Source organism: Saccharothrix xinjiangensis, assembly GCF_039527585.1.
In the GTDB taxonomy this organism is placed as follows: domain Bacteria; phylum Actinomycetota; class Actinomycetes; order Mycobacteriales; family Pseudonocardiaceae; genus Actinosynnema; species Actinosynnema xinjiangensis.
In genome coordinates, this window is the sequence record NZ_BAAAKE010000033.1 from 1 (window position 1) to 25218 (window position 25218).

28 protein-coding genes are annotated in these 25218 nt (G+C 72.5%); 15 read left to right on the forward strand and 13 right to left on the reverse strand.

Annotation, left to right across the window (positions count from 1 at the left end; all coding sequences use genetic code 11):
* Window positions 1-22: 22 nt before the first annotated feature.
* Window positions 23-556: a LysM peptidoglycan-binding domain-containing protein gene (locus tag ABD223_RS38150; RefSeq protein WP_344042203.1), complete on the reverse strand. Its 534-nt coding sequence runs from the start codon at window positions 554-556 to the stop codon at window positions 23-25.
* A gap of 218 nt (window positions 557-774) precedes the next feature.
* On the opposite strand from ABD223_RS38150, the gene lexA reads away from it, so the two are divergent.
* Entirely contained in the window at window positions 775-1479 is a 705-nt protein-coding gene (gene lexA, locus ABD223_RS38155) for a transcriptional repressor LexA (protein ID WP_380645620.1), read from the forward strand.
* Window positions 1480-1560: 81 nt separating this feature from the next.
* Here the strand turns inward: lexA and ABD223_RS38160 are convergent, their stop codons facing one another.
* Genes ABD223_RS38160 through ABD223_RS38170 form a run of 3 tightly spaced genes read right to left on the reverse strand, consistent with a single transcriptional unit; the run spans window position 1561 to window position 4583 of the window.
* On the reverse strand, window positions 1561-2601 hold the full coding sequence (locus tag ABD223_RS38160; protein ID WP_344042205.1) for a hypothetical protein: 1041 nt from the start codon (window positions 2599-2601) through the stop codon (window positions 1561-1563).
* 4 nt (window positions 2602-2605) lie between these two features.
* Window positions 2606-4051 (reverse strand): GTPase HflX, encoded by a 1446-nt coding sequence (hflX, locus tag ABD223_RS38165; RefSeq protein WP_344042207.1) that lies wholly within the window; start codon window positions 4049-4051, stop codon window positions 2606-2608.
* Between the two features lie 43 nt (window positions 4052-4094).
* A complete protein-coding gene (locus tag ABD223_RS38170; protein ID WP_344042209.1) occupies window positions 4095-4583 on the reverse strand; it encodes an ArsR/SmtB family transcription factor in 489 nt (162 codons plus the stop codon).
* A 68-nt stretch (window positions 4584-4651) separates the two neighbouring features.
* On the opposite strand from ABD223_RS38170, the gene ABD223_RS38175 reads away from it, so the two are divergent.
* From ABD223_RS38175 to ABD223_RS38185, 3 genes are read left to right on the forward strand one after another with little or no spacing between them, the layout of a single operon-like run.
* Window positions 4652-5890: an MFS transporter gene (locus ABD223_RS38175; RefSeq protein ID WP_344042211.1), complete on the forward strand. Its 1239-nt coding sequence runs from the start codon at window positions 4652-4654 to the stop codon at window positions 5888-5890.
* Window positions 5874-7103 carry an MFS transporter gene (locus tag ABD223_RS38180; protein WP_344042213.1) on the forward strand — a complete coding sequence of 410 codons (1230 nt, stop codon included), beginning with the start codon at window positions 5874-5876 and terminating at the stop codon, window positions 7101-7103. The genes ABD223_RS38175 and ABD223_RS38180 overlap by 17 nt, the downstream gene beginning before the upstream one ends.
* On the forward strand, window positions 7096-7968 hold the full coding sequence (locus tag ABD223_RS38185) for an SMP-30/gluconolactonase/LRE family protein (RefSeq protein WP_344042215.1): 873 nt from the start codon (window positions 7096-7098) through the stop codon (window positions 7966-7968). The genes ABD223_RS38180 and ABD223_RS38185 overlap by 8 nt, the downstream gene beginning before the upstream one ends.
* 4 nt (window positions 7969-7972) lie before the next feature.
* On the opposite strand, the gene dapF is transcribed toward ABD223_RS38185, so the two are convergent.
* From dapF to ABD223_RS38200, 3 genes are read right to left on the reverse strand one after another with little or no spacing between them, the layout of a single operon-like run.
* Window positions 7973-8773: a diaminopimelate epimerase gene (gene dapF, locus ABD223_RS38190; RefSeq protein WP_344042217.1), complete on the reverse strand. Its 801-nt coding sequence runs from the start codon at window positions 8771-8773 to the stop codon at window positions 7973-7975.
* Between the two features lie 10 nt (window positions 8774-8783).
* Window positions 8784-9686, reverse strand: a complete 903-nt coding sequence (gene miaA, locus ABD223_RS38195; protein WP_344042219.1) for a tRNA (adenosine(37)-N6)-dimethylallyltransferase MiaA — start codon at window positions 9684-9686, stop codon at window positions 8784-8786.
* Between the two features lie 4 nt (window positions 9687-9690).
* Window positions 9691-10386, reverse strand: a complete 696-nt coding sequence (locus ABD223_RS38200; RefSeq protein ID WP_344042221.1) for a class III extradiol dioxygenase subunit B-like domain-containing protein — start codon at window positions 10384-10386, stop codon at window positions 9691-9693.
* Between the two features lie 186 nt (window positions 10387-10572).
* On the opposite strand from ABD223_RS38200, the gene ABD223_RS38205 reads away from it, so the two are divergent.
* Window positions 10573-11907: a DUF349 domain-containing protein gene (locus ABD223_RS38205; RefSeq protein WP_344042223.1), complete on the forward strand. Its 1335-nt coding sequence runs from the start codon at window positions 10573-10575 to the stop codon at window positions 11905-11907.
* A 240-nt stretch (window positions 11908-12147) separates the two neighbouring features.
* Here the strand turns inward: ABD223_RS38205 and ABD223_RS38210 are convergent, their stop codons facing one another.
* Together ABD223_RS38210 and miaB are read right to left on the reverse strand one after the other, a co-directional pair.
* A complete protein-coding gene (locus tag ABD223_RS38210) occupies window positions 12148-12633 on the reverse strand; it encodes an Rv2732c family membrane protein (RefSeq protein WP_344042225.1) in 486 nt (161 codons plus the stop codon).
* Window positions 12621-14087, reverse strand: a complete 1467-nt coding sequence (gene miaB, locus ABD223_RS38215; RefSeq protein ID WP_344042228.1) for a tRNA (N6-isopentenyl adenosine(37)-C2)-methylthiotransferase MiaB — start codon at window positions 14085-14087, stop codon at window positions 12621-12623. The genes ABD223_RS38210 and miaB overlap by 13 nt, the downstream gene beginning before the upstream one ends.
* A 58-nt stretch (window positions 14088-14145) precedes the next feature.
* Here miaB and ABD223_RS38220 point away from each other — a divergent pair, with 58 nt between their 5' ends.
* Complete coding sequence (locus tag ABD223_RS38220) at window positions 14146-15084, forward strand: TAXI family TRAP transporter solute-binding subunit (RefSeq protein WP_344042232.1); 939 nt, start codon at window positions 14146-14148, stop codon at window positions 15082-15084.
* Here the strand turns inward: ABD223_RS38220 and ABD223_RS38225 are convergent, their stop codons facing one another.
* Window positions 15085-16473: a sensor histidine kinase gene (locus tag ABD223_RS38225; RefSeq protein ID WP_344042234.1), complete on the reverse strand. Its 1389-nt coding sequence runs from the start codon at window positions 16471-16473 to the stop codon at window positions 15085-15087.
* A complete protein-coding gene (locus ABD223_RS38230) occupies window positions 16474-17145 on the reverse strand; it encodes a response regulator transcription factor (protein ID WP_344042236.1) in 672 nt (223 codons plus the stop codon).
* Window positions 17146-17306: 161 nt separating this feature from the next.
* Here ABD223_RS38230 and ABD223_RS38235 point away from each other — a divergent pair, with 161 nt between their 5' ends.
* The 4 genes from ABD223_RS38235 (at window position 17307) to ABD223_RS38250 (ending at window position 20577) form a co-directional block, all read left to right on the forward strand.
* Complete coding sequence (locus tag ABD223_RS38235; RefSeq protein WP_344042393.1) at window positions 17307-18035, forward strand: amino acid ABC transporter ATP-binding protein; 729 nt, start codon at window positions 17307-17309, stop codon at window positions 18033-18035.
* 63 nt (window positions 18036-18098) lie between these two features.
* The gene (locus ABD223_RS38240) at window positions 18099-18986 is read left to right on the forward strand and encodes a glutamate ABC transporter substrate-binding protein (protein ID WP_344042238.1); all 888 of its coding nucleotides are present in this window, start codon (window positions 18099-18101) and stop codon (window positions 18984-18986) included.
* Between the two features lie 83 nt (window positions 18987-19069).
* The gene (locus ABD223_RS38245; protein WP_344042240.1) at window positions 19070-19717 is read left to right on the forward strand and encodes an amino acid ABC transporter permease; all 648 of its coding nucleotides are present in this window, start codon (window positions 19070-19072) and stop codon (window positions 19715-19717) included.
* Window positions 19714-20577: an amino acid ABC transporter permease gene (locus ABD223_RS38250; protein ID WP_344042242.1), complete on the forward strand. Its 864-nt coding sequence runs from the start codon at window positions 19714-19716 to the stop codon at window positions 20575-20577. Before ABD223_RS38245 ends, ABD223_RS38250 begins: the two co-directional genes overlap by 4 nt.
* Before the next feature lie 98 nt (window positions 20578-20675).
* On the opposite strand, the gene ABD223_RS38255 is transcribed toward ABD223_RS38250, so the two are convergent.
* Window positions 20676-21773, reverse strand: coding sequence for an Rv2629 family ribosome hibernation factor (locus tag ABD223_RS38255; RefSeq protein WP_344042244.1), 1098 nt, complete (start codon window positions 21771-21773; stop codon window positions 20676-20678).
* Between the two features lie 48 nt (window positions 21774-21821).
* On the opposite strand from ABD223_RS38255, the gene ABD223_RS38260 reads away from it, so the two are divergent.
* The 5 genes from ABD223_RS38260 to ABD223_RS38280 all read left to right on the forward strand — a co-directional run bounded on the left by ABD223_RS38260 (window position 21822) and on the right by ABD223_RS38280 (window position 24645).
* Complete coding sequence (locus ABD223_RS38260) at window positions 21822-22520, forward strand: EcsC family protein (RefSeq protein ID WP_344042246.1); 699 nt, start codon at window positions 21822-21824, stop codon at window positions 22518-22520.
* A gap of 219 nt (window positions 22521-22739) precedes the next feature.
* On the forward strand, window positions 22740-22892 hold the full coding sequence (locus ABD223_RS38265) for a hypothetical protein (protein ID WP_344042248.1): 153 nt from the start codon (window positions 22740-22742) through the stop codon (window positions 22890-22892).
* Between the two features lie 33 nt (window positions 22893-22925).
* Window positions 22926-23108, forward strand: coding sequence for a hypothetical protein (locus tag ABD223_RS38270; protein ID WP_344042250.1), 183 nt, complete (start codon window positions 22926-22928; stop codon window positions 23106-23108).
* 355 nt (window positions 23109-23463) lie between these two features.
* Complete coding sequence (locus tag ABD223_RS38275; protein WP_344042252.1) at window positions 23464-23892, forward strand: CBS domain-containing protein; 429 nt, start codon at window positions 23464-23466, stop codon at window positions 23890-23892.
* Between the two features lie 27 nt (window positions 23893-23919).
* On the forward strand, window positions 23920-24645 hold the full coding sequence (locus ABD223_RS38280; protein WP_344042254.1) for an AAA family ATPase: 726 nt from the start codon (window positions 23920-23922) through the stop codon (window positions 24643-24645).
* Here ABD223_RS38280 and ABD223_RS38285 read toward each other — a convergent pair.
* Window positions 24642-25169, reverse strand: coding sequence for a CGNR zinc finger domain-containing protein (locus tag ABD223_RS38285; protein ID WP_344042257.1), 528 nt, complete (start codon window positions 25167-25169; stop codon window positions 24642-24644). The genes ABD223_RS38280 and ABD223_RS38285 overlap by 4 nt on opposite strands.
* Between the last annotated feature and the right edge of the window lie 49 nt (window positions 25170-25218).

The window sequence follows — 25218 nt, forward strand, 5'->3', positions numbered from 1 at the left end:
GCGTGGGGAGGGAGGGGAGGGGTTAGGGGAGGTGGCTGGTGGGGACGGTTAGAGGTTGGCCCGGGGTCAGGTCGTCGGTGGTGAGGTTGTTCAGGGTGCGGATGCGGGCGGCCACGGCGTCCGGGTCGCTGGTGGGGGCGCTTCGCTCGGCCAGGTCGTGCAGGGTTTCGCCGACCTGGACGTGCACGACGGCCGTGCGCTCGGGGACGGTGGTGGCGCCTGAGGCGTAGAGGTAGCCGAAGGTGAGGGCGGCGGCCAGGGCGGCGGTGGCCAGGGCGCAGAGGGTGAACTGGACGGCGGGGTGGCGTTCGGGGCGCACCCGGCACGTCGCCGCGTCCGGCGGGGTGTCGCGGAGCGACTGGGGCGTGCGGGGGGATGAGGGCGCGCGGGGTGGCGGGGGCGTGCGGCGGGTGGACGGGCGGCGGTCCCGGTCCGGCACGGCGAACCGGCGCAGCACGCGTGGTCCCGGTCGCAGCCCCGTGCCGAGGGCGACGTCCTCGACACCGGCCCCGTCCACGAGTTCGAAGCTGTTCCGGGTGCCAATGACCACCGCCATCATGCCCTCCAACGCAGGTCATCCGATCATGATCGAACCTGTGTTCGATCGAACGTCCGTGCGAATGTCTACCACTAAGTGCCGCATAATCGCCACGACACGCCGATACTTACTTCGAACAGGTGTTTGATCTGGGCGCGCAACCCGACTACCGTCCACATCCGAAGATCGACGCAGAGCCGGCCTGGGAATCGGAGCCGGTGAGGAGGGAAAGCACCGTGGCACGCAAGACCAACGACGACCTGGGCCTCGCCGCGGAGGTGCCCTCCCCGCCCGGTCAGGCGGACATCGCGGGCAACGCGGGGCTCACCCTCCGCCAGCGCAAGGTGCTCGACGTGATCCGCGACTGGCTGGACCGGTTCGGCTACCCCCCGAGCGTGCGCGAGATCGGCGAGGCGGTCGGCCTGACCAGCACGTCCTCGGTCGCCCACCAGCTGCGCGCGCTGGAGAAGAAGGGCTTCCTGCGGCGGGACCCGAACCGCCCCCGCGCGGTGGGCGTGCTGCCGACCGAGATCGTGACCGGCCTGGCGCCGGCCTCCAAGCCCACCCCCGCGTACGTGCCCATGCTGGGTCGCATCGCCGCCGGTGGGCCGATCCTGGCGGAGGAGGCCATCGAGGACGTGTTCCCGCTGCCGCGCGACCTCGTCGGCGAGGGCGAGGTGTTCCTGCTCAAGGTCGTGGGTGACTCGATGGTGGACGCCGCCATCACCGACGGTGACTGGGTCGTGGTCCGCCAGCAGCCCACCGCCGACAACGGCGACGTGGTGGCCGCCATGATCGACGGCGAGGCCACGGTGAAGACGTTCAAGCGCAAGGAGGACGGGCACGTGTGGCTGATGCCGCACAACCCCGCCTACCAGCCGATCCTGGGCGACGAGGCGTCGATCCTGGGCAAGGTCGTCGCGGTGCTGCGCCGCCTCTGAGCGACGGCAGGTGCACGACGGCAGGTGAGTGACGACAGGTCCCGGACGGCAACCGCAGTCCGGGACCTTCCCGCAGGTGGGTCAGGCCTTGCGGCGTGAGCGGCGCACGAAGGCGCCCACCAGCACCAACGCCACCGCGCCGCCGCCCGCCACCAGCCACGGCGAGGTGGGCTCCGACGACGTCGGGGGAGCGGCGGAGGCGGCAGGGTCCTGAGCAGCCGGGTCCTGGGCGGGTGGGTCGGTCGAGGTCGTCGGGGCGGGCGGCACGGCCAGTGCCACGGCGCCCTCCACCCGGCGCACCTGCGACGACACCCCCGCTTCGCCGAACTCCGAGGCCGACAGCAGCGCGCCGTCCGCGTCGAACGCGATGGCCTCGCCCTGCGGCTCGTCCGGCAGCGGCACCCGCACCGGGTCGCCCTCCAGCGCCTTCGCCAGGTCGCTGTCCGGCACCGGGAACAGGTACGCGTCGGTGTAGGTGCGCAGCGCGGCCACCGCGCCGTCCGGGCTCATCGCGCCGCCCGTGACCAGGCGCGTCACCACCGGGTTGGCCAGCGGCCCGCCGGGCGTCTCCGTCCCGCTGATCGACACCCGCGCCACCTGCTCCAGCGGGGTCGGCGCGCCCTCGGACAACCCCGAGACCGGCCGGTACACCAACGCCGAGCCGATCGTTTCCTTGGTGACGATGTGCGGAATTCCCGAGCCGTCCAACAACAACGCCTCGGCGTCGTGCTTTCCGTCAGGATACGTGAGGCGGTACAAACGGGCCGAGCCGTTCGGGGAAACCGCGTGCAATGCCACGGTTTCCCGCTTCTTGCCGTTGTCCCCGGTGTCCGCCGCCCACAGGGTTCCGTCAGGTGCGAGAGCGAGGTCCTCGACGTCGAACGGGTTGATCGACGTGGTGATCGTCCGGGTGATCGCGCAATTCCGGTCCACCACCTGCACGGCCAACCCGCCGTTGTCGCTGTCGTTCACCGCGAACAGCTCGCCACCGCGCGCGGCGAGCCCGGACAGCTCCGACAGCCGCTCGTCGGTCACCGCGCACAGGGGGGCGGGGGCCGGCTCCGCCACCGCGGAACCGGCCCCCGCCACCAGCAGGCCGAGCACTACGAGGAGAGCGCGCACCGGCTCAGGCGCGGCTTCCGTCCACGGCGAACTGCTCCAGCGCGCCCGCCAGGTCGGGCCGGACGCGAGCGGACAGCTCCGTGCCCTCCTCGGTGTGCCGCTCCTTGAGCACCTCGCCCTCCCGGTGCACGCGCGCGACCAGTTCGCCCCGCGCGTACGGCACCATCGCCTCCACCACGACCTCCGGCCGCGGCGTCAGGGTCGCGATGCGCTCGCGCAGCTCGGTGATGCCCTCACCGGTGTGCGCGGAGACGAACACCGCGGTCGGGAACAGGTGCCGCAGCCGGGCCAGGCCCAGCTCGCCCACCGAGTCGATCTTGTTGACCACGAGCAGCTCCAGCGGCATCGGGTCGTCGCGCCGCGACGAGATCTCGCCGATCACCTCGCGCACCGCCGTGACCTGCTTCTCCGGCATCGCGTCGGACCCGTCGACCACGTGGACCAGCAGGTCCGCGTCGGCGACCTCCTCCAGCGTCGACCGGAACGCCTCCACCAGCTGGTGCGGCAGGTGCCGCACGAAGCCGACGGTGTCGGTCAGCGTGTAGGGCAGGCCCTCGGGCGTCTCGGTGCGCCTCGTGGTCGGGTCGAGGGTCGCGAACAGGGCGTCCTGCACCAGCACGCCCGCGCCGGTCAGCGCGTTGAGCAGGCTGGACTTGCCCGCGTTCGTGTAACCCGCGATGGCCACGTTCGGCACGGAGTTGGCGACGCGGCGGTGCCGCTTGGTCTCCCGGATGACGCTCATCGCGGCGATCTCGCGGCGCAGCTTGGCGATGCGCGCGCGGATGCGCCTGCGGTCGGTCTCCAGCTTGGTCTCACCGGGACCGCGCAGGCCCACGCCGCCGTTGCCGCCGCCGGCGCGGCCACCGGCCTGCCGGGACAGCGACTCGCCCCACCCGCGCAGGCGCGGCAGCAGGTACTGGAGCTGGGCCATCTCGACCTGCGCCTTGCCCTCCTTGGTGGAGGCGTGCTGGGCGAAGATGTCCAGGATCAGCGCGGTGCGGTCGATGACCTTGACCTTGAGCTTCTCCTCCAGCTGCCGCAGCTGGCCGGGGGAGAGCTCGCCGTCGCAGATCACGGTGTCCGCGCCGGTCGAGATCACCACGTCGCGCAGCTCGGACACCTTGCCGGAGCCGATGTAGGTCGCCGGGTCGGGCCGGTCGCGGCGCTGGACGAGGCCTTCGAGCACCTCGGAGCCCGCGGTCTCGGCGAGCAGCGCCAGCTCGGTCAGGGAGGCCTCGGAGTCGGCCGCCGTGCCCTCGGTCCACACGCCGACCAGCACGACCCGCTCCAGCCTCAGCCGGCGGTACTCGACCTCGGTGACGTCCTCGAGTTCGGTGGACAGCCCGGCGACTCGGCGCAGTGCGGCGCGCTCTTCGAGAGCCAGTTCGCCGGTGGACAGCTCGTCGTCTTGGTCGAGCCAGTCGTTGGTTCGGTACGTGTTTTCCGTCATTTGCCCTTCATCGTCCCACGGCGACCCCGCTCGAACCGAGTGGTTAATCCCCCGGGTACATCGCCAGGTAGATCGCCACCCGCTCGTGGTCGGGTTCGGCCGGCTCTTGCGCCAGCTCATCGAACAACGCTTGGAGGCGCCGTTTTAGTTCCCCGGGGTCGGTGCGCACGACCAGCCTGATCTGGCGCAGGGCGTCCACGCCCACGTCCGAGACCTCGCCGAGGAACGCCCGGAGCACGGCCTCCTTGGCGGCCGGCGGGCGGTCCTTCCAGGTCAGCTGCCAGGACAGGCCCGTCGACAGGTACGGGATCTCGCGCGCGCCGCGCTTGCCGGTCCGCTCCGGCTGGGCCTCCAGGAAACCCGTGGCGACGAGTTTGCGCACGTGGTGGAGGGTGGTCGCGGGGTCCTTGCCCAGCCGTTCGGCGATCTCCTTGTTGGTCAGCGGCGTGTCGTGGGCGAGCCGGATGATGCGCAGCCGCACGTCCGAGGAGAGCGCGGCGATCTCCGCGGCTGTGGCGAGGCGTCGGGGCACCGGCCCAGGATAGGCCGCCCGGGACAAAGTGATTGACAGTTTCCAATCACTCTCGGGAGACTCCCGGCATGTCCCTGTGGTCCCACCGAGACTTCCGCCTGCTGTGGGCGGGCGACACCACCAGCCAGTTCGGCGCGACGGTCGGCCGCACCGTCCTGCCCCTGCTCGCGGTGGGCGCGCTGGCCGCGACGCCGTTCGAGATGGGCGTGCTCTCCGCGGCGGCCTCGGCGGCGTTCCTGCTGATCGGGCTGCCCGCGGGGGTGTGGGTGGACCGGCTGAGCAGGCGCCCGGTGATGCTCGTGGCCGACTTCGCCCGCGCCGCGCTGATGCTGTCGGTGCCCGTGGCGTGGTGGCTCGGCGTCCTCACGCTGACCCAGCTCGTCGTGGTGGCGCTGCTGGTCGGCGCGGCCACGGTCATGTTCGACATCGCCTACCAGTCGTACCTGCCGACGCTCGTCGGCCGGGACCAGCTGGTCGAGGGCAACTCGAAGCTGGAGGCCAGCCGGGCCGTCGCCCAGGTGTCGGGACCGGCGGTGGCGGGCGGCGTGGCGCAGGGGCTCGGCGCGGCCAACGGCGTGCTGGCCACCGGCCTGGGCTACCTGGTGTCGGCGCTGTTCCTGCTGCGCATCCGCACGCCCGAGCCGCCACCGAGGACCCCGGAGCAGCCCGGCCTCAAGCGCGAGATCGCCGAGGGCCTGCGGTTCGTGTTCGGGCACCGCTCGCTGCGCGCCATCGTCGGCTGCACGGGCACGGCCAACTTCTTCGGCGGCATCATGACGGCCGTCCTCGTGCTGTTCATGGTGCGCGAGCTGGGCCTGTCCGAAGGCGTCGTCGGCGCGGTGTTCAGCGCCGCGGGCATCGGCGGCGTGCTGGGCGCGCTGACCACCAACCGGTGGAACAGGCGGTTCGGCCAGACCACCGCCATCTGGCTGTCCGCGCTGGTCACCATGCCGTTCGGGCTGCTCATCCCGCTGGGCGGGCCCGACTGGCGGCTCGCGCCGCTCGTCGTCGGCGAGGCGGTCGTGGCCTACGGCGTGATCGTCTACAACATCGCGCAGGTCAGCTACCGGCAGTCGATCTGCCCCGACCGCCTGCTCGGCCGGATGAACGCCAGCATCCGGTTCGTGGTGTGGGGCGCGCTGCCGCTGGGCGGCCTGGTCGGCGGCGCCCTGGGAGAGGGCATCGGCGTCACGCCGACGCTGTGGGTGGCGGTGGTGGGCCAGGCGCTGGCGCCGCTGTGGGTGGTCTTCTCGCCGCTGCGCACGCGATCGGAAGGGGAGGAGCGGGAGGATGTCGCCGTCACGTGACTTCCGGTTGTTCTGGGGCAGCGACGCGGTCAACCAGTTCGGCACGTCGGTCTCCGCGTTCGTGCTGCCCGCGGTGGCGATCGAGGCGCTGGGGGCCGCGGAGTTCCAGGTGGGGCTGCTGAACGCGGCGGGCACGGCCGCGTTCCTGCTCATCGGCCTGCCCGCGGGCGTGTACGTCGACCGGCTGCGCAAGCGGCCCCTGCTGGCCTGGAGCACCACCGGGCGCGCCCTGGTGCTGGCCACCGTGCCGGTCGCCGGGTGGCTCGGTGGCCTGACCTTCACCCACCTGGTGCTCGCCGCGCTGCTGGCGGGCGTGCTCACGGTGTTCTTCGAGGTCGCGTCCCAGGCGTACCTGCCGGCCCTGGTCGACCGCGGTCGGCTGACCGGGGCGAACAGCCGGCTGATGGCGGTGCAGTACACCGTGCGGCTGGTCGGTCGACCGGTGGGCGGTCCGCTCGCGCAGCTGCTGGGCAGCGCGAACGCCGTGCTCGCCGTCTGCGCGTCATACCTGGTCTCCGCGGGTCTGCTGCTGGGCGTGCGCGCGGTCGAACGGCCCGTGGAGCCGCGCCGGAGGGCGCTGCGGGCGGAGATGGTGGAGGGGCTGCGGTTCCTGTTCGGGCACCCGCTGTTGCGACCCGTGGTGCTGTGCACGGCCTCGTTCAACCTGACCAACGCCATGTGGGGCGCGGTGAACGCCCTGTTCCTGCTCCGCGAGCTGGACCTGCCGTTCGCCGTGGCGAGCGCGCTGCTGGGCGCGGGCAGCGTGGGTGGCGCGGTGGCGGGACTGTTCGCGGGACGCCTGATGCGCGTGGGACAGGTGCGGCTGATGTGGTTGTCGGGGGTGTGCACGCAGCCCGCGTGGTTCCTCGTCCCGCTGACCCAGCCGGACTGGCGGCTCGCGCTGTTCGCCCTCGGCACCGCCGTCACCTCGGCCGGGGTGGTGCTCTACAACGTCACGCAGGTCAGCCTGCGCCAGGCGCTGTCGCCGGACCGGCTGCTCGGCCGGGTCACCGCGGGCGTCCGGTTCCTCGGGTGGGGCGCCATGCCGGTCGGCGCGCTGGCCGGGGGCGCGCTGGCCGAGTGGGTCGGGGTGCGCGGCACGCTGTGGGTCGCCTCGGCGGGCATGGTGGCGTCGGTGCTGTGGCTGGTGCTGTCACCGCTGCGGCGGGTGCGGGACGTGCCGGACGCCACTACGGTCGGCAACCGTGGCTGACACAGCGATCCTGCGCGACGGCCTCCGGTTCGGCGAGGGGCCGCGCCGGGGACCGGACGGCAGGCTGTTCTACTCCGACTTCTACGACCACGAGGTGCACGCCCTCGACCTCGGCACGGGCGAGGACGACGCCGTCTGCGCCGTGCCCGGTCAGCCGTCCGGGCTGGGCTGGCTGCCGGACGGCAGGCTGCTCGTGGTGTCGATGACCGACCGCCGGGTGCTGCGCCTGGAGGACGACGGGCTCGTCGAGCACGCCGACCTGGGCGGCGTCGCCACCTTCCACGCCAACGACATGCTGGTCGACCCGCACGGCCGCGCCTACGTCGGCAACTTCGGCTTCGACCTGCACGCCGCCATCGCGGCCGACGGCGAGGCGCCCCTGCTCGACCCCGCCTGGGTCGCGCCCGGCGCGGCGTTGGCGCTGGTGGAGCCGGACGGCACGGTCGCCGTGGCCGCCGAGGACCTCAAGTTCCCCAACGGCACGGTGCTGCTGCCCGGCCGGGGTGGTGAGCCGGGCGGGCTGCTCGTCGCGGAGACCCTGGCGTTCCGGCTGACCCGCTTCGACGTGGCCGAGGACGGCTCGCTGTCGGGCCGGCGGGTGTGGGCGGAGCTGCGCGAGCACCTCGTCGCCCCGGACGGCATCGCGCTGGACCCCGGTGGCGGCGTGTGGGTGGCCCCCGCGCTCCAGCCGTTCGCGTTCCTGGTCGAGGAGGGCGGGCACGTCACCCGGAAGGTGGAAACCAGTCAGACGTGCTTCGCCGTGGCCGTGGTCGACGGCAGCCTGGTCTGCTGCACCGCGCCCACGTCGCAGCCCGACGTGGTGGCGGGCGAGCGGCTGGGCAAGCTGGAGGTGCTCGACCTCTAGGGCGCTACAGCGAGTCCCACCAGGCCTGGTCCAGCTCGCCGCGCGCGACCAGCACGGCCGGGCCGGTCAGCGTGGCCGTCTCCTCCTCGACCACGACGGTCACCCGACCGCCGAGGACGTCCACGGTGGCCTCGCCGGTGCGCCGGCCCTCGCCGTGGAGCCACGCCGCCACCGCCGCCACCGTGCCCGTGCCGCACGAGCGGGTCTCGCCGACCCCGCGCTCGTGCACGCGCATCCGCAGGGCGCCGTCGCCCAGGACGTTGACGAACTCGACGTTCACCCCGTGCGGGAACAGCGCCGCGTCGTGACCGGGCGGCTCCTCCAGGTCCAGCCCGGCCACCGGCACGTCCGTCACGCACGCCAGGTGGGGGTTGCCGACGTCCACCGCGACCCCGTCGAACGCGCTGCCCGCCACGGTCGCCGTGCCCGCGCCGGTGACCGCGACGGGGCCCATGTCGACCGTGACCGAGCCGTCGGGGTGGGCCAGGACCGGGCGCTCGCCCGCCCGCGTGCCGACCACGAAACCGCCCTCGGCCTCCAGCCCGGCGTGGACCAGGTAGTGGGCGAACACGCGCACGCCGTTGCCGCACATCTCCGCGATCGAGCCGTCGGCGTTGCGGTAGTCCATGAACCAGGGGCCGAAGTCGGGGCGCACGACCCGCAGCACGCCGTCCGCGCCCAGGCCGCGCCGCCGGTCGCACAGCGCCCGCACCCGCTCCCCGGTCAGGTCCAGCACGCCGTCCGGGTCGGGCAGCACGACGAAGTCGTTCTCGGTGCCGTGGCCCTTCAGGAACTCGATCCCCACGGCCACCAGGTTACGCGGCGACCAGGTCGAGCACGTCCTCGGCCAGGGTGGGCGAGCCCGCGTCGAACCAGGTGACCCGCCGGTCGCGGCGGAACCACGACCGCTGCCTGCGCACGAACCGCCGGGTGCCCTGCGCGGTCAGCGCCGCCGCGTCCGCCACCGGGTGCTCGCCGTCCAGCGCGGCCAGGACCTGCTGGTAGCCCAGCGCGCGCGACGCCGTGCGGCCCTCGCGCAGGCCGCGCCCGGCCAGCTCGCGGACCTCCTCCACCAGGCCCGCCGCGAACATCCGCTCGACCCGGGCGTCGACCCGCTCGTCCAGCTCGGCCACCTCCCGGTCCAGGCCGACCAGCACCGCGCCGTAGCGGGCCGGGCCGGGCTTGGGCAGGGTCGCCGAGAACGGCTCGCCGGTCAGCTCGATGACCTCCAGCGCCCGCACCACCCGCCTGCCGTTGCTGGGCAGGATCGCCAGCGCCGCGGCCGGGTCCAGCTGCGCCAGCCGCCCGTGCAGGACCTCCGCGCCGAACACCGCCAGCTCCTGCTCCAGCTGGGTCCGGACGCGCTCGTCGGTGCCGGGGAAGCGCAGGTCGTCCAGCACGGCCTGCACGTACAGGCCGGAGCCGCCGACCAGGATCGGCGTGCGGCCGCCGGCCAGCACCTCCTCCACGGCCGCGCGCGCCTCCCGCTGGTAGGCGGCCACGGAGGCGGTCTCGGTCACGTCCAGCACGTCGAGCAGGTGGTGCGGCACGCCCCGCCGCTCCTCGACGGTCATCTTGGCGGTGCCGACGTCCATGCCCCGGTACAGCTGCATCGCGTCGGCGTTGACGACCTCGCCGCCGAGTTCGAGGGCGAGCCGCACGGCCAGGTCGGACTTGCCCGTCGCGGTGGGCCCGACGACGGCAACGGGGGTGTTCACGGGCTCAAGCCTCCCAGACGGCGCAGTGGTAGCCGACGCCGAAGGGCGCCAGGAACGCCGACCGCGTGCACCGCCACTCGCCCGGCGCGCCCGCCGCCACCTGCCACGCGGCCCGCCCGTCCGCGCCCAGCTCGGCGGCCAGGCCGGGGTCGAGCGCGCGCAGCGCGCCCACGTCCGCGGCGGCCAGCGCCCGGCTCACGTCCCCGTCGAACGCGCCCGCCCGCTCGTCGGGCCTGCCCACGGCCAGCTCGCCGTGCCGGTGGGAGCCGTCGCCCAGCACGAGCAGCGCCTCGCCGGCCCGCGCCTCGTCGGACAGCCGCCCGCCCAGCGCGGCGCACTCGGCGGGCGGCAGGTCCGGCGGCACGAGGTGCACGCGCACCCGCCGCGCGCCGACCCGCTGCCGCAACCAGCCCGCGACCAGGGCGGGCAGCGGCAGGTCGGGGTCCTCGGCCGTGGCGCCCTCGGCCAGGGACACCGGCACGTCCACCCCGTAACCGGCGAACGTGCCGGTCACGTCGTCGAGGGTGCGCGGGCCGGACGGGTCGACGCCGACGGCCACCCAGTCGGTCGCGCGCGCGACCAGCTCGCGCGCGGCGGCCAGGCACTCGGCGCGGACCGGATCGGTGTCCGGGGCCGCTCCCGACACCAGCTCGGGCACCAGCAGCGGGGGGTGCGGCACGACCGCTAGACGCGAGAACATGGCAACCCACGCTACTCATCGGCCACCACCGGTACCGATGCGAGCCTTGACCTGTTTGAATGCGCGCGAGGTACCGGCGACCCTTGAGCGGGTCGAGCGGCGCCCGGGTGCTGGGCCCCGCCATCGGCGGGGCGCCCGTGGTCGGCACGGGCACCACGAAGTGGGCAGGCGAGGAGGAAGCCGGCGATGACGGAGCACGAGACGACACCGGGAACCACTGGCGACAGTGGGGCGGGGGCGGTGGTCGAGGAGACCCAGGTGGCATCGGCGCCGGTCGCCGTGCCACCCCCGGTCCCCGTGGCGTCGGACCACCCTGACCGCTGGGGGCGCGTGGACGAGGACGGCACCGTCTACGTCAAGACGGCCGACGGCGAGCGCGTCGTCGGGTCCTGGCAGGCGGGCGAGCCCGTCGAGGGGCTGGCGCACTTCGCGCGCAGGTTCGACGACATCCGCACCGAGGTGGAGCTGCTGGTCACCCGCCTGACGTCCGGTGCCGGTGACCCCAAGCACGCGATGACCAGCGCGAAGCACGTCCAGGAGGGCCTGGCCGAGGCGGCCGTGGTCGGCGACCTCGCGGCGCTGGCCGCGCGCGTCGAGCACGTGCTGACGCTGGCCGAGCAGGGCCTGGAGGCGGCGAAGATCGCCAAGGACGAGGCCAGGGCCGCCGCCGCCGCGCGCAAGCAGGCGCTGGTGGAGGAGGCCGAGGTCCTGGCGAACGAGTCGACGCAGTGGAAGTCGGCCGGCGACCGGCTGCGGACCATCCTGGACGAGTGGAAGACCATCCGGGGCGTCGACCGCAAGACCGACGAGCAGCTGTGGCGCCGGTTCTCCAAGGCGCGTGACGCGTTCAACCGGCGGCGGGGCTCGCACTTCGCCGACCTGGACCGGCAGCGCGGCGTGGCCAAGAACCGCAAGCAGGAGCTGGTCGACGAGGCGGAGAAGCTCGTCGAGTCCGACGACTGGGGTCCCACGGCGGGCCGGTACAAGGACCTGATGGTCGAGTGGAAGGCCGCCGGGCGTGCGCCCAAGGAGGCCGACGACGCGTTGTGGCAGCGGTTCCGGGCCGCGCAGGACGCGTTCTTCGCCCGGCGCTCCGAGGCGTTCAACGAGCGTGACGCCGAGTTCTCGGCCAACGCGAAGCTGAAGGAGGAGCTGCTGGCGGAGGCCGAGCACATCGACCCGTCGCACGACCTGGAGGCGGCCCGGCAGCAGCTGTACCGCATCCAGGAGCGGTGGGACGCGATCGGCAAGGTGCCGCGCGAGCGGGTCCGCGAGCTGGAGGGCAAGCTCCGCACGATCGAGGAGAGGGTCCGCGGCGCGGTCGACGCCCAGTGGCGCCGGTCCGACCCGGAGGCCGAGGCCCGCGTGGCCCAGTTCCGCGAGCGGGTGGAGCAGTTCGAGGCGCAGGCCGAGAAGGCCCGTTCGTCGGGCGACAAGCGCCGCGCGGAGCAGGCCGAGGCCCAGGCCCAGCAGTGGCGCGAGTGGCTGGCCGCCGCCGAACAGGCCGTGGCCTCCCGCTGACCCCCGGTGGGGCGGTCCCCTCACCCGGGCCCGCCCCACCCCGCGTGTCCTCCACAAACATCGCGAGTCGTACGTTCAGACATCGCGAGTCGCACGTTCAGGACCCCCGAGTTCAACGTTCAGGTACCCCGGAGCCGTGGCCGAGGGGTGCGCGAATGTTGAACTCGGGGGTCCTGAGCGTTCGACACGGTGGTCCTGAACGTACGACTCGCGCGTTCTGAACGTACGACTCGCGCGGGGTTAGGGGAGGGGTGGGCGGGAGGCGGCGATTTTCAGCCACTTGATCAAGAGGGTGATCACGGCTATCACGGCCAGGACCAGGCCGAAGCCCGGGCCCGGGCCCGGGTGGTGGCCCGTGGTGGTCTGGGTGGTCCAGATGGAGAGGACGCCGGCCACGCTCGCGGCGAAGGAGGTCAGGGCGCAGACCCACGCCAGGGTCCAGCGGCGGGTGGCCAGGGTGATGGCCGGCAGGAGGACGCCGGTGGTGACCGCCGCCCAGGAGAAGAACTTGGGCAGCGCCTGGGCGTCGGTGAAGAGGATCGAGAAGCCCTGCCGGCCCTCGGTCCAGGGCAGGACCAGGGAGACCAGGATCGCCAGGGAGGCGATCGAGATCGTCAGGGCGCCCGAGCCGGGGTCGAAGCGCTTGGCGGCGGTGCGGCCCACGTCGTCGATCTCCGCGCGCAGGTCGGCCAGGTCGTCGTGCTCGTCGCTCATCAGGTCGCGCACCCGCTCACGGTCACGGGCAGGGGGGCGGGCTTGCCGAAGGACGGCAGGCCCAGGGTCACGCCGGGGGTCTTCGGCTTCAGGCCCGCCTCCGAGCGGTCACCCGCCTTCGTGCGCCGGTGCGACAGGAGCGGCCCGTCGGCGATCAGGTTGTGCGGCGCGCCGTAGGTGATGACCGTCTCGACCACGTCGCCGGGGCGCACGGCGGCGTCGCCCGGGGTGAAGTGGACCAGGCGGCCGTCGCGGGCGCGGCCGGTCATCCGGTTGGTCTCGGTGTCCTTGCGGCCCTCGCCGGCGGCGACCAGCAGCTCGACCCGCCGGCCGACCTGCGCGCGGTTCTCCTCGTGGGCGATCTCGTTGACCAGCGCCACCAGGCGGTCGTAGCGCTCCTGCACGACGTGCTTGGGCAGCTGGTCCGGCAGGTCGGCGGCCGGCGTGCCGGGGCGCTTGGAGTACTGGAAGGTGAACGCGGAGGAGAAGCGGGCCCGCCGGACGACGTCCAAAGTGGCCTGGAAGTCCTCCTCGGTCTCACCGGGGAAGCCGACGATGATGTCGGTGGTGATGGCCGCGTCCGGCATGGCCGCGCGCACCTCGTCCAGGATGGACAGGTACTTCGCGGTCCGGTACGACCGGCGCATCGCCTTGAGCACGCGGTCCGAGCCCGACTGGAGCGGCATGTGCAGCTGGTGGCACACGGCGGGCGTCTCGGCCATCGCCGCGATCACGTCGGAGGTGAAGTCCTTGGGGTGCGGCGAGGTGAACCGGACCCGCTCCAGCCCCTCGACCGCGCCGGCGGCGCGCAGCAGCTTGCCGAACGCGTACCGGTCGCCGAACTCGACGCCGTAGGAGTTGACGTTCTGGCCGAGCAGGGTGACCTCCAGCACGCCCTCGTCGACCAGCGCCCGGACCTCCGCCAGCACCTCGCCGGGCCTGCGGTCGCGCTCCTTGCCGCGCAGCGACGGGACGATGCAGAACGTGCACGTGTTGTTGCAGCCCACGGAGATCGACACCCAGCCCGAGTAGGCCGAGTCGCGGCGGGCGGGCAGCGTCGACGGGAAGGTCTCCAGCGCGTCGAGGATCTCGACCTGGGCCTCGCGGTTGTGGCGGGCGCGCTCCAGCAGGACCGGCAGCGAGCCGATGTTGTGCGTGCCGAACACCACGTCCACCCACGGCGCGCGCTTGACGATCTCGCCCTGGTCCTTCTGCGCCAGGCAGCCGCCGACCGCGATCTGCATGTCCGGGTTCGCGGACTTCGCGGGCGCGAGGTGGCCGAGCGTGCCGTACAGCTTGTTGTCGGCGTTCTCCCGGACCGCGCAGGTGTTGAAGACGACCACGTCCGGCGTGGCGTCGCCCTCGGCGGGTGCGTAACCCGCGTCCTCCAGCATGCCTGCCAGGCGCTCGGAGTCGTGCACGTTCATCTGACAACCGAACGTGCGGATCTGGTAACTGCGGGTCACTGCACCTAGTCCTTCCGTCGACTCCCAGGGTAGAGCGTGGACGTGCGACGATGCGCGGGTGTCGGTAGCGCTGCGGCGGTTGTGCGCGGTCGGGGTGGTCTTGGCCCTGGCCGTCACGGCGCTGACCGGGTGCGGCGACGACTTCGGGCACGTCCGGTTGACCATCGCCGCGGGCAACGAGGGCGGGGTCTACCACAAGCTGAGCACGGCCCTGGCCGAGGCGTGGACCCGGGACCCCGGTGTGCCGCGGCCCGAGGTGGAGAAGACCTCCGGTTCGGTGGACAACCTCCGGCTGCTGCGCGCCGACGAGGCCCAGGTGGGCTTCTCCGCGGCCGACGCGGCGGAGCTGGAGCAGGGCGACGCCGGGCACCGGGTGTTCGCGCTGGCCCGGATGCACGACGACTACCTCCAACTGCTGGTGCGGGCCACCCTGCCGGTGACCAAGGTCTCCCAGCTGGCGGGCCTGCGGGTGAGCCTCGGCGCGCCGGACTCGGGCGTGCGGGTGATCGCGCAGCGGCTGCTCGACTCGGCGGGCATGACGGGCAGCCTCCAGGTCGAGTACCTCAGCCTCCAGCAGAGCGTCGACGCCATCCGCGCCGGCACGCTGGACGCGTTCTTCTGGTCCGGCGGCGTGCCGACCGACGCGGTGACCGACCTGGCCACCACGGTCGAGATGCGGATGCTCGACCTGGGCGACGTGCTGCCCGACCTGCGCCGCGACTTCCCGGTGTACGGCTCGGCCACGCTGCCCGCCTCGGCCTACCGGCTCGACGGCGGACCGGTGGTCACCCTCGTCGTGCGCAACTTCCTGCTGGTCAACGACACGGTGCCGGACGACGTGGTGGAAGCCCTGCTCAAGGGCCTGTTCCGGGCGCAGTCGGCGCTGGTCTCGGCGAGCCCGGTGGCCCGGTCGATCGAGGTCCGCGCGGCGATCGAGACCACGCCGATCCCGCTGCACCCCGGCGCGATGCGCTATTACCGGGACGTCAAGGTCTGATCACGCCTTCGGCTCGACGGCGGGGAACTCGACCGCCACGGTGAGCCCGGCCCCCTCCGGCGACTCCAGCCGCACCGAGCCGCCCACGCGCTCCACGACCTGCCGCACCAGCGCCAGCCCCAGCCCGGAGCCCTGCACGTTCTGGTGCGCCGGGCTGCGCCAGAACCGGTCGGTGGCCCGCTCCAGCTCCTCGGGGTCCAGCCCCGGCCCCTCGTCGCGCACCGACAGCCGCACCACGCCGTCCCGCCGCCGCACGTCGACGTGCACCAGCGTGCCGTCGGAGGTGAACTTCAGCGCGTTGTCCAGCAGCGCGTCCAGGATCGTCTCCACGCCCCTGGGCGGCGCCAGCGCGGTGCCGCCCGGCTCGCCGTCGAGCACCAGGTGCACCTCGCGCGCCGCCGCGGCCGGCTGCCACGCCGTCAGCCGCCCCGCCACCACCCGGTCCACGTCCACCGGCACCGGGTCCACCGACGACGCGCCCGCCCGCGCCATGGACAGCAGCTCGTCCAGGATCCGGTTGAGCCGGTTGGTCTCGTCCAGCGCCGCGACCTGGTGCGCGACGCCCTCGCCGACCACGTGGTCCTCCAGGTTCGACAGGCGCAGCTTCAACGCGGTCAGCGGGTTGCGCAGCTGGTGGGAGGCGTCGGCCACGAACGCCCGCTGCGCGGCCAGCACGTCGCCGACGTTGGCCGCCATCTGGTCGAACGACCGCGACAGCTGCCGCAGCTCCGGCGGCCCGGACGAGGAGCCGACCGGCTCGACCGGCTGCCCCGCCACCACCGCCGCCAGCAGCGAGCCGGTCGCGTCGTCGAGCCGCCGCACCGGCCGCAGCGTCCACCCGACCAGCGGCAACGCCGCGAACACCGCCGCGACCAGCACCAGCAGGCTGGCCGCGAGCAGCACACCCCACCACACCAGCACCTCGGCGCGGGTCTTCCAGGTCGGCGAGAACGTCACCACCGCCCCGCGCACCTCGCCCGCCTCCAGCACCGGTTCGGCCAGCACCAGCTCGGTCGAGTCCCACGGCATGATCAGCTCGGGCGCGGTGGGCTGCCGCCCGGCCAGCGCGCCGTTGACCAGGTCCGCGACCTCGGGCGGGGCCAGGTCCACCGACCCGGACTGCGTCACCACCCGCCCGTCCCGGTCCAGCAGCGCCACCCTGATGCCGTACAGCTCCTGGTAGCGCAGCAGCTCGCCCAGCAGCACCTCCGGCTGGTCGTCGATGAACGGCCGCTGCGCCACGGACGCGAACCGGGTGGTGTCGGTCAGCCGGTCCAGGAACATCTCCTGCTGCTCGGCCTGCGCGATGCCGCGCCCGAGCGGCACGCCCATGCCCAGCAGCACGAGCACGACCAGTGTCAACACGATCCCCAGCAGCCGCGACCGCACTCAGCCCCCGCTCAACCGGTACCCGACCCCGCGCACCGTCTCCAACAACGCCGGACGCCCGAGCTTGGTGCGCAGCGTCGCCACGTGCACGTCCAGCGTCCGGTTGGCGCCCGCCCAGGTGCGTCCCCACACCTCCGCCAGGATGCGCTCCCGCGTGCACACCGCGCCACCCGCGGCCACGACCAGGGCCAACACCTGGAACTCCTTGCGCGACAGCGTGACGGGTTCACCCGCCACGGTGACCTCGTGCCGACCCAGGTCGACCCGCACGTCGGCCGCCTCGAACACCTGGGTGCCGGTGCCGCCCGCGCCGACCGGGTCGCCGCGCCGCCGCCGCACCGCGTGCACCCGGGCCACCAGTTCACCCACGTCGTAGGGCTTGACCAGGTAGTCGTCCGCGCCGGCGTGCAGGCCCAGGATGCGGTCGTCGATCTCGCCGCGGGCCGACACGACGATGATGGCCACGTCGCTGGCCGCCCGGATGTGCCGGCACAGGGTGACTCCGTCCACATCGGGCAGGCCCAGGTCCAGCAGCACGACGTCGACCCCGGTCAGTCGGTCGAGGGTCCCCCGACCGGTCGCCTGGCGGTCTACGCTGAACCCGCGCCGGGTCAACGCCGGGACCAGCGCTTCCGCCACCCGGTCGTCGTCCTCGACCAACAGCACGCGCACCTCGGTGCCTCCTGATAAGTGTCGCCGGCCTGTGACAGAGTTGAGACCCTAAGTCTTGCTCAACCGCCTGGACTGGTGTGGTGGTTCACACCTAGGTTTCCGCCATCGCTCAGGAACCCCCAACTGGAGGACTGATGACCGCCGCCACTCCTGCTCCGCCGATGATCCGGATGGTGGGCGTGGACAAGTTCTTCGGACCCCTGCACGTCCTCAAGGGCGTCGACCTGGAGGTGCCGAAGGGGCAGGTCGTCGTGGTGCTGGGCCCGTCGGGCTCGGGCAAGTCCACGCTGTGCCGCACGATCAACCGCCTGGAGCCGATCAACTCCGGCTCCATCGAGGTCGACGGCCAGCCGCTGCCCGCCGAGGGCAAGGACCTGGCCAGGCTGCGCGCCGACGTCGGCATGGTCTTCCAGTCGTTCAACCTGTTCGCCCACAAGAGCATCGTCGAGAACGTCTCGCTCGCCCCGGTGAAGGTCCGCAAGGTGGCGGCGTCCCAGGCCCGCAAGGAGGCCATGGAGCTGCTGGAGCGGGTCGGCATCGCGAACCAGGCGGAGAAGTTCCCGGCCCAGCTCTCGGGCGGCCAGCAGCAGCGCGCGGCGATCGCCCGCGCCCTGGCGATGCGGCCCAAGGTGATGCTGTTCGACGAGCCCACCTCCGCCCTGGACCCGGAAATGGTCCAGGAGGTGCTGGACGTGATGACCACGCTGGCCAAGGAGGGCATGACCATGCTCGTGGTGACCCACGAGATGGGCTTCGCCCGCAAGGCCGCCGACCGCGTGATCTTCATGGCCGACGGCGAGGTCGTCGAGGACTCGACGCCGGAGGCCTTCTTCTCCGCGCCGAAGTCCAACCGCGCGAAGGACTTCCTTGGCAAGATCCTGACCCACTGAAGTCCCCAGACCGCGGCGCTGAGCCTGGCGCCGCACGACCCGAAGAAGAGCAGGAGAAAGACGATGAGGGTTCGCACCCTTGCGGTAGCGCTGCTGGCCGGCGGCCTCGCCCTGACCGCGTGCGGCAAGGAGGGTAGCCCCACGGACTCGGGGGCGGCCCCCACCCAGCAGGCCGCGGCGGACGTGAAGGTCGACGGTTCGACCACGTTCGAGCGGATGAAGAGCCGCGACAAGGTCGTCATCGGCGTCAAGGAAGACCAGCCGTTCCTCGGCCACAAGGACGCCACCACCGGCAAGTACAGCGGGTTCGACATCGACATCGCCCGCCTGGTGGCCGCGAAGCTCGGCTTCGACGAGAACAAGATCGAGTACAAGGCCATCGCCTCGGCCGGTCGCGAGCAGGCGATCATCAACGGTGACATCGACTACTACGTCGGCACCTACACGATCAACGACGACCGCAAGCAGAAGATCGGCTTCGCCGGCCCGTACTTCACCGCCGGCCAGGACCTGCTGGTCCGCAAGGACGACACCTCCATCACCGGCCCCGAGACCCTCAAGGGCAAGAAGGTCTGCTCCGTGACCGGCTCCACGCCGATCAAGCGGATCAAGGAGGGCGGCTACACCGAGCCGGAGAACATCACCGAGTTCCAGAACTACTCGCAGTGCGTCAGCAAGCTGGCCGACGGCTCGATCGACGCCGTGACCACCGACGACGCCATCCTCAAGGGCTACGCCGCCGAGGAAGAGGACAAGTTCAGGGTCGTCGGCAAGACCTTCTCCGCGGAGCCTTACGGCATCGGCCTGCCCAAGGACGACAAGCCGCTGCGCGACAAGATGAACGACATCCTGGAAGAGGCCATCACGGGTGGCGACTGGGACAAGATCTACGAGGCGACGCTCGGCAAGTCGGGCTCGCCCGCCGAGAAGCCGGTGATCGACCGCTACTGAGCCTCACCAACGGTGGCCGGTGACCCGCGCACGCAGGGTGGGTCACCGGCCACTCCCATGAAGTCCACCGGCGAGGAACCCCGATGAGCGTCCTTACCAACTACTCCGACCTGTTCCTGAAAACGTTCGGCACCACGATCCAGCTGTTCCTGTTCTCGGCGATCGGGTCGCTGCTGCTGGGCACGCTCCTGGCGATGCTGAGGGTCAGCCCGGTCCCGGTGTTCCGGGTTGCCGGCGCCACCTACGTGACGCTGCTGCGCAACACGCCGCTGACCCTGGTGTTCTTCTTCTTCGCCTTCGCCTACCCGCTGCTGCGGATCGCGCAGCTGGACCCGTTCAAGGGCGCGGTGGTGGCGCTGACCCTCTACACCTCGGCGTTCATCTGCGAGGTCGTCCGCTCCGGCATCAACACGGTGCCGGTCGGGCAGGCCGAGGCGGCCCGCGCGCTGGGGCTGACGTTCGGGCAGACGCTGGGTGACGTGATCCTGCCGCAGGCGCTGCGCTCGGTGGTCCCGCCGCTGGTCAGCACGCTGATCGCGCTGCTGAAGAACACCACCGTCGCGGCCGGCTTCTCGGTCGCGGACGCGGGCTCGATCGCGTACGTGCTGTCCGAGGACGGCGCCGACATGCTCATCGGCCTGTCCTGGGTGGCCTTCTTCTTCGTCGTCCTGGTGTTCCCGTTGACCATGGTGCAACGCGCCCTCGAGAAGCGCTGGAGCGTGGCCCGATGAGCTCGGTCCTGTTCGACGTCCCCGGACCGCGGGCCCGGTTGCGGTACCGGCTGTTCGCCGTCCTCGGGGCGGCCGTGCTGCTCGCGCTGATCGGCTTCGTGCTGTACCGCTTCTACGACAGCGGCCAGTTCGCGCCGCGCATGTGGGAGTGGATCCAGTACCAGCAGGTGCAGATCGAGCTGCTGGAGCGGCTGGGCAACACCCTCAAGGCGTTCGCGCTGGCCGCGCTCGCCGCCGTGCTGCTGGGCGCGGTGCTGGCGGCCGGCCGGCTCTCCGACCACGCGGTCCTGCGGGTGCCCGCCATGGTGGTCACCGAGATCTTCCGGGCCATCCCGCTGCTGATCATGATGTTCCTGCTGTACTTCGGCCTGGGGTCGGCCGGGTTCGGCATGACGCAGTTCATGGCGGTCGTGATCGGCCTGACGCTCTACAACGGCTCGGTGCTGGCCGAGGTGTTCCGGGCCGGCGTGGCGTCGCTGCCCCGCGGCCAGGCCGAGGCGGCGTACGCGCTGGGCATGCGCAAGACCCAGGTCATGGTGCTGGTGCTGCTGCCGCAGGCGCTGCGCGCGATGCTGCCGACGATCATCAGCCAGCTCGTGGTGCTGCTGAAGGACACCGCCCTCGGGTTCATCATCAACTACGAGGAGCTGCTGAACTACGTGAAGTACCTCGGCACCCAGGGCCAGTTCGGTCGCCCGCTGGTGCCGATGACGATCGTGGCCGGCGCGATGTACATCGCGATGTGCCTGCTGCTGACCTGGCTGGCGACCTGGCTGGAGAAGCGCAACCGGCGCAGCAAGAAGGTCGTCGACCGCGGCGACCGCGACGTGGAGAAAGTCGTCCTGGTGAACGCGACCTGAACCCCGCCCAATTAAGGGGGAGCGCCTGCGTGGCGCTCCCCCTTTTTGTTGGGTTCACCCGTGCGGTCGAACGCGGCTCACCCTTGCGCGGGATCGGCTCAGGTGTGCCGCAGGATCGCGCCCACGCCCTCGTACAGGTCCGTGCCGTCGGCGATCAGGACCTGCGCGCCGGTCGCCGCGGCGGCGTTGGGCAGCACCTCGTCCGCGCGGTGCCGCTCGACGTGCTCGATGCCCAGGCCGCTCAGCTCGGCCTCCCGCAGCGCCACCTGCGCGGGGTGGTCGCCCGCCCACACGGTGCGGTCGCCCAGCGCCGGGTCGGCGACCAGCAGCGCGGCCACGTTGGCCTCGCGCAGCGCCTCGACCACGGGCTCCAGCCCCTGCACCGCCAGGCCGCCGTCGCGGCGGTACTCGGCGGTGAACCGCTCGACCACCTCGTGGGCCTCGTTGTACTGGTACTGGGCCACCAGCGACTGCACGGCGCCGTCGAACGCCCCGTCGTCCGACCCGTCGGCCAGGCTCGCGCCCTCGACCTCGACCAGCACGTCCCGGCACCGCTGGGTCAGCTCCTCGCACACCGCGGACCGCGCCTGCACCTCGCCGCCCAGGATGACCAGCTTGGCGTTCAACCTGCCGACCAGCCGGTCGACGGCCTCGGCGACCTGGGCCGCGTTGCGCTTGGCGTTCTCCTCGACCGAGTGCTGCACGCGCAGGTGCGACCAGCCGCCGCCGCGCACCTTGTGCAGCGGGTGCTCCTCGCCCCTGACCTCCTCGGCCGCCACCTCGCCCTGGCCGCCGCCCTGCCCGGCGTAGCCGTGGACGTCGGCGCCGACCCGGTCGGCCAGCACGACCACGTGCGGCACGGTCGGACCCAGCGAGCTCGCCAGCGGCAGCACGTGCGGCAGGTTCGACCAGCGGGCGGTGACCCGCGCCGGCGGGCGCGGCAGCACCCGGTCCAGCAGCACCTTGCCGTGCGCCGCGATGAGCGCCCGCCCGGCCTTGCCGACAACCGGTGTCAGCGCGGGCCCCTCCAGCGCGCCCAGGGTCTCCTCGTCCGCGCCCTGTCGGGCCAGCTCCTCGCGCACACCGCGCCAGCGCAGCTCCATCGCCTTGGCCGCGTCCTCGGTGTCGTGCGAGGCGTCCAGGTAGACCGATGCGAACGGGCCGCGTTCCCTGACCAGCGCTCCCAACGAAGACATGTCCATTGGTCACGTTTACCCGCCGGCGCGCCGCGTAACCTCTGGGGCATGGCGGAGGAACCGGGTGCGATCAGCAGGGTGCAGCAGAACGCCGTCGACCACCTCCTCCGGGTGGGCATCAACGGCTTCGGACCGTTCAAGGGCGCCGAGCAGATGGCGGTCGAGGCCCTGGACAAGGGCTTGACCAGGGAAGAGGCGGTCAGGCACCTGATCAGGACGCACGTCGCGGCGGCGGGCGTGCAGGGGTTCGCGACGAACATCGGCGGCCTGATCACGCTGCCCATCACCCTGCCCGCGAACCTGACCGCGGCCTACCTGGTCCAAACTCACCTGATCGCGTCGATCGCGGCGCTGCACGGGCACGACCTGGAGAGCGAGGACGTCCAGACCGCGATCCTGGTCTGCCTGCTCGGCAACGCGGGCACCGAGGTGCTGAAGAAGGCCGGCATCAAGGCGGGCGCGAAGCTGACCATGAACCTGATCAAGAAGATACCGGAGCAGCTGATCCGGGAGATCAACAAGCGCATCGGGTTCACCCTCCTGGCCAAGTACGGCACGACCAAGGCGACGGTGACCCTGGCCAAGGGCGTGCCGCTGGTGGGCGGCGTGATCGGCGGGACGTTCGACGCGGTCACCACGCGGGCGGTGGGCGCCTTCGCGTCCCGCTTCTTCACGGAGGGCGAGGACGCGCCGTCGGTCATCGACGGCTCGGTCATCGACGGCGAAGTCGTCGACGTCGAGGAGTGAACCCGATCAACCCGGTTGGCACGGCGCGGGTTCCGCGCTACTGTCACACCCATGTTCTTCCAGATCTACCTCTGAGGACTTCTTCCTCCAGCGCCGCGACGGCCTCGGGCCGCGCCGCGCCCTTCCCTGGTGGCCCTAGCGGCTCTTCACGCGACCCCTCGTGCCCTTTTCCGGGTCGCGGCCTTCTTGCACGCCTCGACTTCTTCGAGGAGGCGACGCATGCCCACCATGCGAAGCGAACCACCGCACGACGACCTGCCGACCAACCGCGCCGCGCGCCGCGGCGCGCGCCAGGCGGGCGCCACCCAGCCGCGCTTCGGCGGCGGACGGCTCGTCGTGACCCCGCGCCAGTACGCCATGCGGCGTCGCTGACCAGCGATCCCGCTCATCTCAGGAGGTAGAACGATGATCAACGAAGAGCTCCCGCAGGACGACGCGGCCGAGCGCGAGGACGAGCCGAGCGTCGTCCCGAACCGCCGGGAACGCCGCGGGCACGCGCAGAAGACCAACACGGTGCAGCAGGCGTCCGGCAGGCCGAACCAGAACAACTTCGGCGGCCGCCGCGTCTTCCGCCGCAAGGCGGGCTGACGCACCTCGCGGGCGCGCCCACGAGCGCGCCCGCGAGGGCTCCCGTCGGTGGTCGGGCACGTTTTTCCGCGCCCTGCCGGGAAAATCGCCGGGTTGACGCCGCCTGGTCCACTGTGGACAAAGCTGTGCCGGTCGGTCTTCGGCGCGGCGCCGCTGCTCCACGCGGGTGACGCCCGCGGTACCCGGCGCGCCCCCGCCGGACCGTCGGGGCCGCGGCACCGGGCGTGGTGGCCGCGGTAGGCCAACCGGGCGCGCAGTGGTCCCATCGGGCGCGTGTCCTCCCGCTCACCGGCTCGGGGAACTAGCCTGGGCCCGGTAGCGGGACCGGGTCCGGGCGGAGATCGGGAGGCGCACCATGAGGATCGCGGACGTGTTGCGGGGCAAGGGGTCGGCCGTGGCGGCGGTGCGGACCACGGATTCGGTGGCGGACCTCCTCGCCGCGCTGGCCGAGCACAACGTGGGCGCGATGGTCGTGGTCGGGCCGGAGGGCATGGCCGGGATCGTGTCCGAGCGCGACGTGGTGCGCCGGCTGCACGAGCACGGCGGCGACCTGCTGGGCGCGCCGGTGTCGGAGATCATGACCAGCGAGGTGTTCACCTGCTCGCCGGGCGACCCGGTGGACAGCCTCACCGTGCTGATGACCGAGCGGCGCATCCGGCACGTGCCGGTGCTCGACGGCGGCGAGCTGGTCGGCATCGTCAGCATCGGCGACGTGGTGAAGAGCCGCATGGACCAGCTCCAGACCGACCACGACCAGCTCACCGCCTACATCGCGCAGGGGTGAGCCGCGCGGCCGCCTAGACTGGCGGCCGTGTTGATCGAGGGCGTGTACGTGCCGGAATCGGCCCACGAGCCGCGGCAGTGGCCGTTCACCGTCCCCGCCGTCCGGCACGTCGCGCGGCACGGCCTCCGCTTCACCTCGCCGATCACCGTGCTCGTCGGCGGCAACGGCACGGGCAAGTCCACGCTGCTGGAGGCGATCGCGGAGAGCTACGGGCTGGACGTGCGCGGCGGGCACGGCGGCCGCAAGTACGGCTCGACGCAGCACAGGAGCGTGCTGGGCGAGGTCCTGAAGCTGCGCCGCACGGGCGTGGGCGGCGGGTTCACCAAGCGCAAGGCGAAGGGTTTCTTCCTGCGCGCCGAGACCGCGCACGGCATGTTGGACTACATGACCGGCATGGGGATGCAGGGGTACGGCGACCGGTTGGCCGGCGAGGTCAGCCACGGCGAGTCGTACCTCCAGGCGGTCTTCGGCCGGTTCACCGAACCCGGCCTGTACCTGCTCGACGAGGCCGAGGGGCCGCTGTCGTTCGAGTCCACGCTGTCGCTGGTGTACCGGCTCGTCGACCTGGTGGGTCAGGGCGACGCGCAGGTCATCTACTCCACGCACTCGCCGGTGATCGCCGCGATCCCCGGCGCGCAGGTCCTCCAGCTGGGCGAGGACGGCGTGACCGAGGTCGAGTGGGAGCGGCTGGAGCTGGTCGGCCTGTGGCGGCGGTTCCTCGACGCGCCGGGGCGCTTCTTCGACGAGGGCTAGTCGCGCGCCCGGTGGTAGTGCCTGCTGACCCGGGCGCGGTTGCCGCACGAGGGCTTGCACCACTCCTGGCGCGGGTGCTCCCTGACGAAGTACCTGATGCACCGGGGCGCTGGGCACGCCCGCAGCCGCGCCCGCTCCGGGCCGCCCAGGAACTCGATCACCGCGGTCGCCAGCTCGGCGAGCAGCCGGTCGTCGCCGGCCGCCGCGTCGCGGTAGGCGACCCGGGGCGGGTCGCCCCACTCCAGCCGAGGCGCCCGGGGCACGCGCGCGGCGTTCTCGTTGACCACCGCGAGCGCGCGGTCGAGGTCCATCAGGTGCGGCGCGTCGAGCCGCTCGCCGGCGTCGGTGGCGTGCGAGTAGAGGGTGCGCGCGGCCCAGCGCAGCTCGACCACGCGGCGCCGCAGCCGCTCGTCCGGCTCGACGCCGGCCCACGCGGCGAAGCCCTGCGGGGTGGCCAGGTCGTCGACGAGCCCGCCGTGCCCGTCGTACCGGACCGTGCTCGCGAACTCCAGGGCCAGTGCCACCCGGGCGATTCTAGTGGTAGGTTTCCTAACGGGTTTAGGTCATACATCC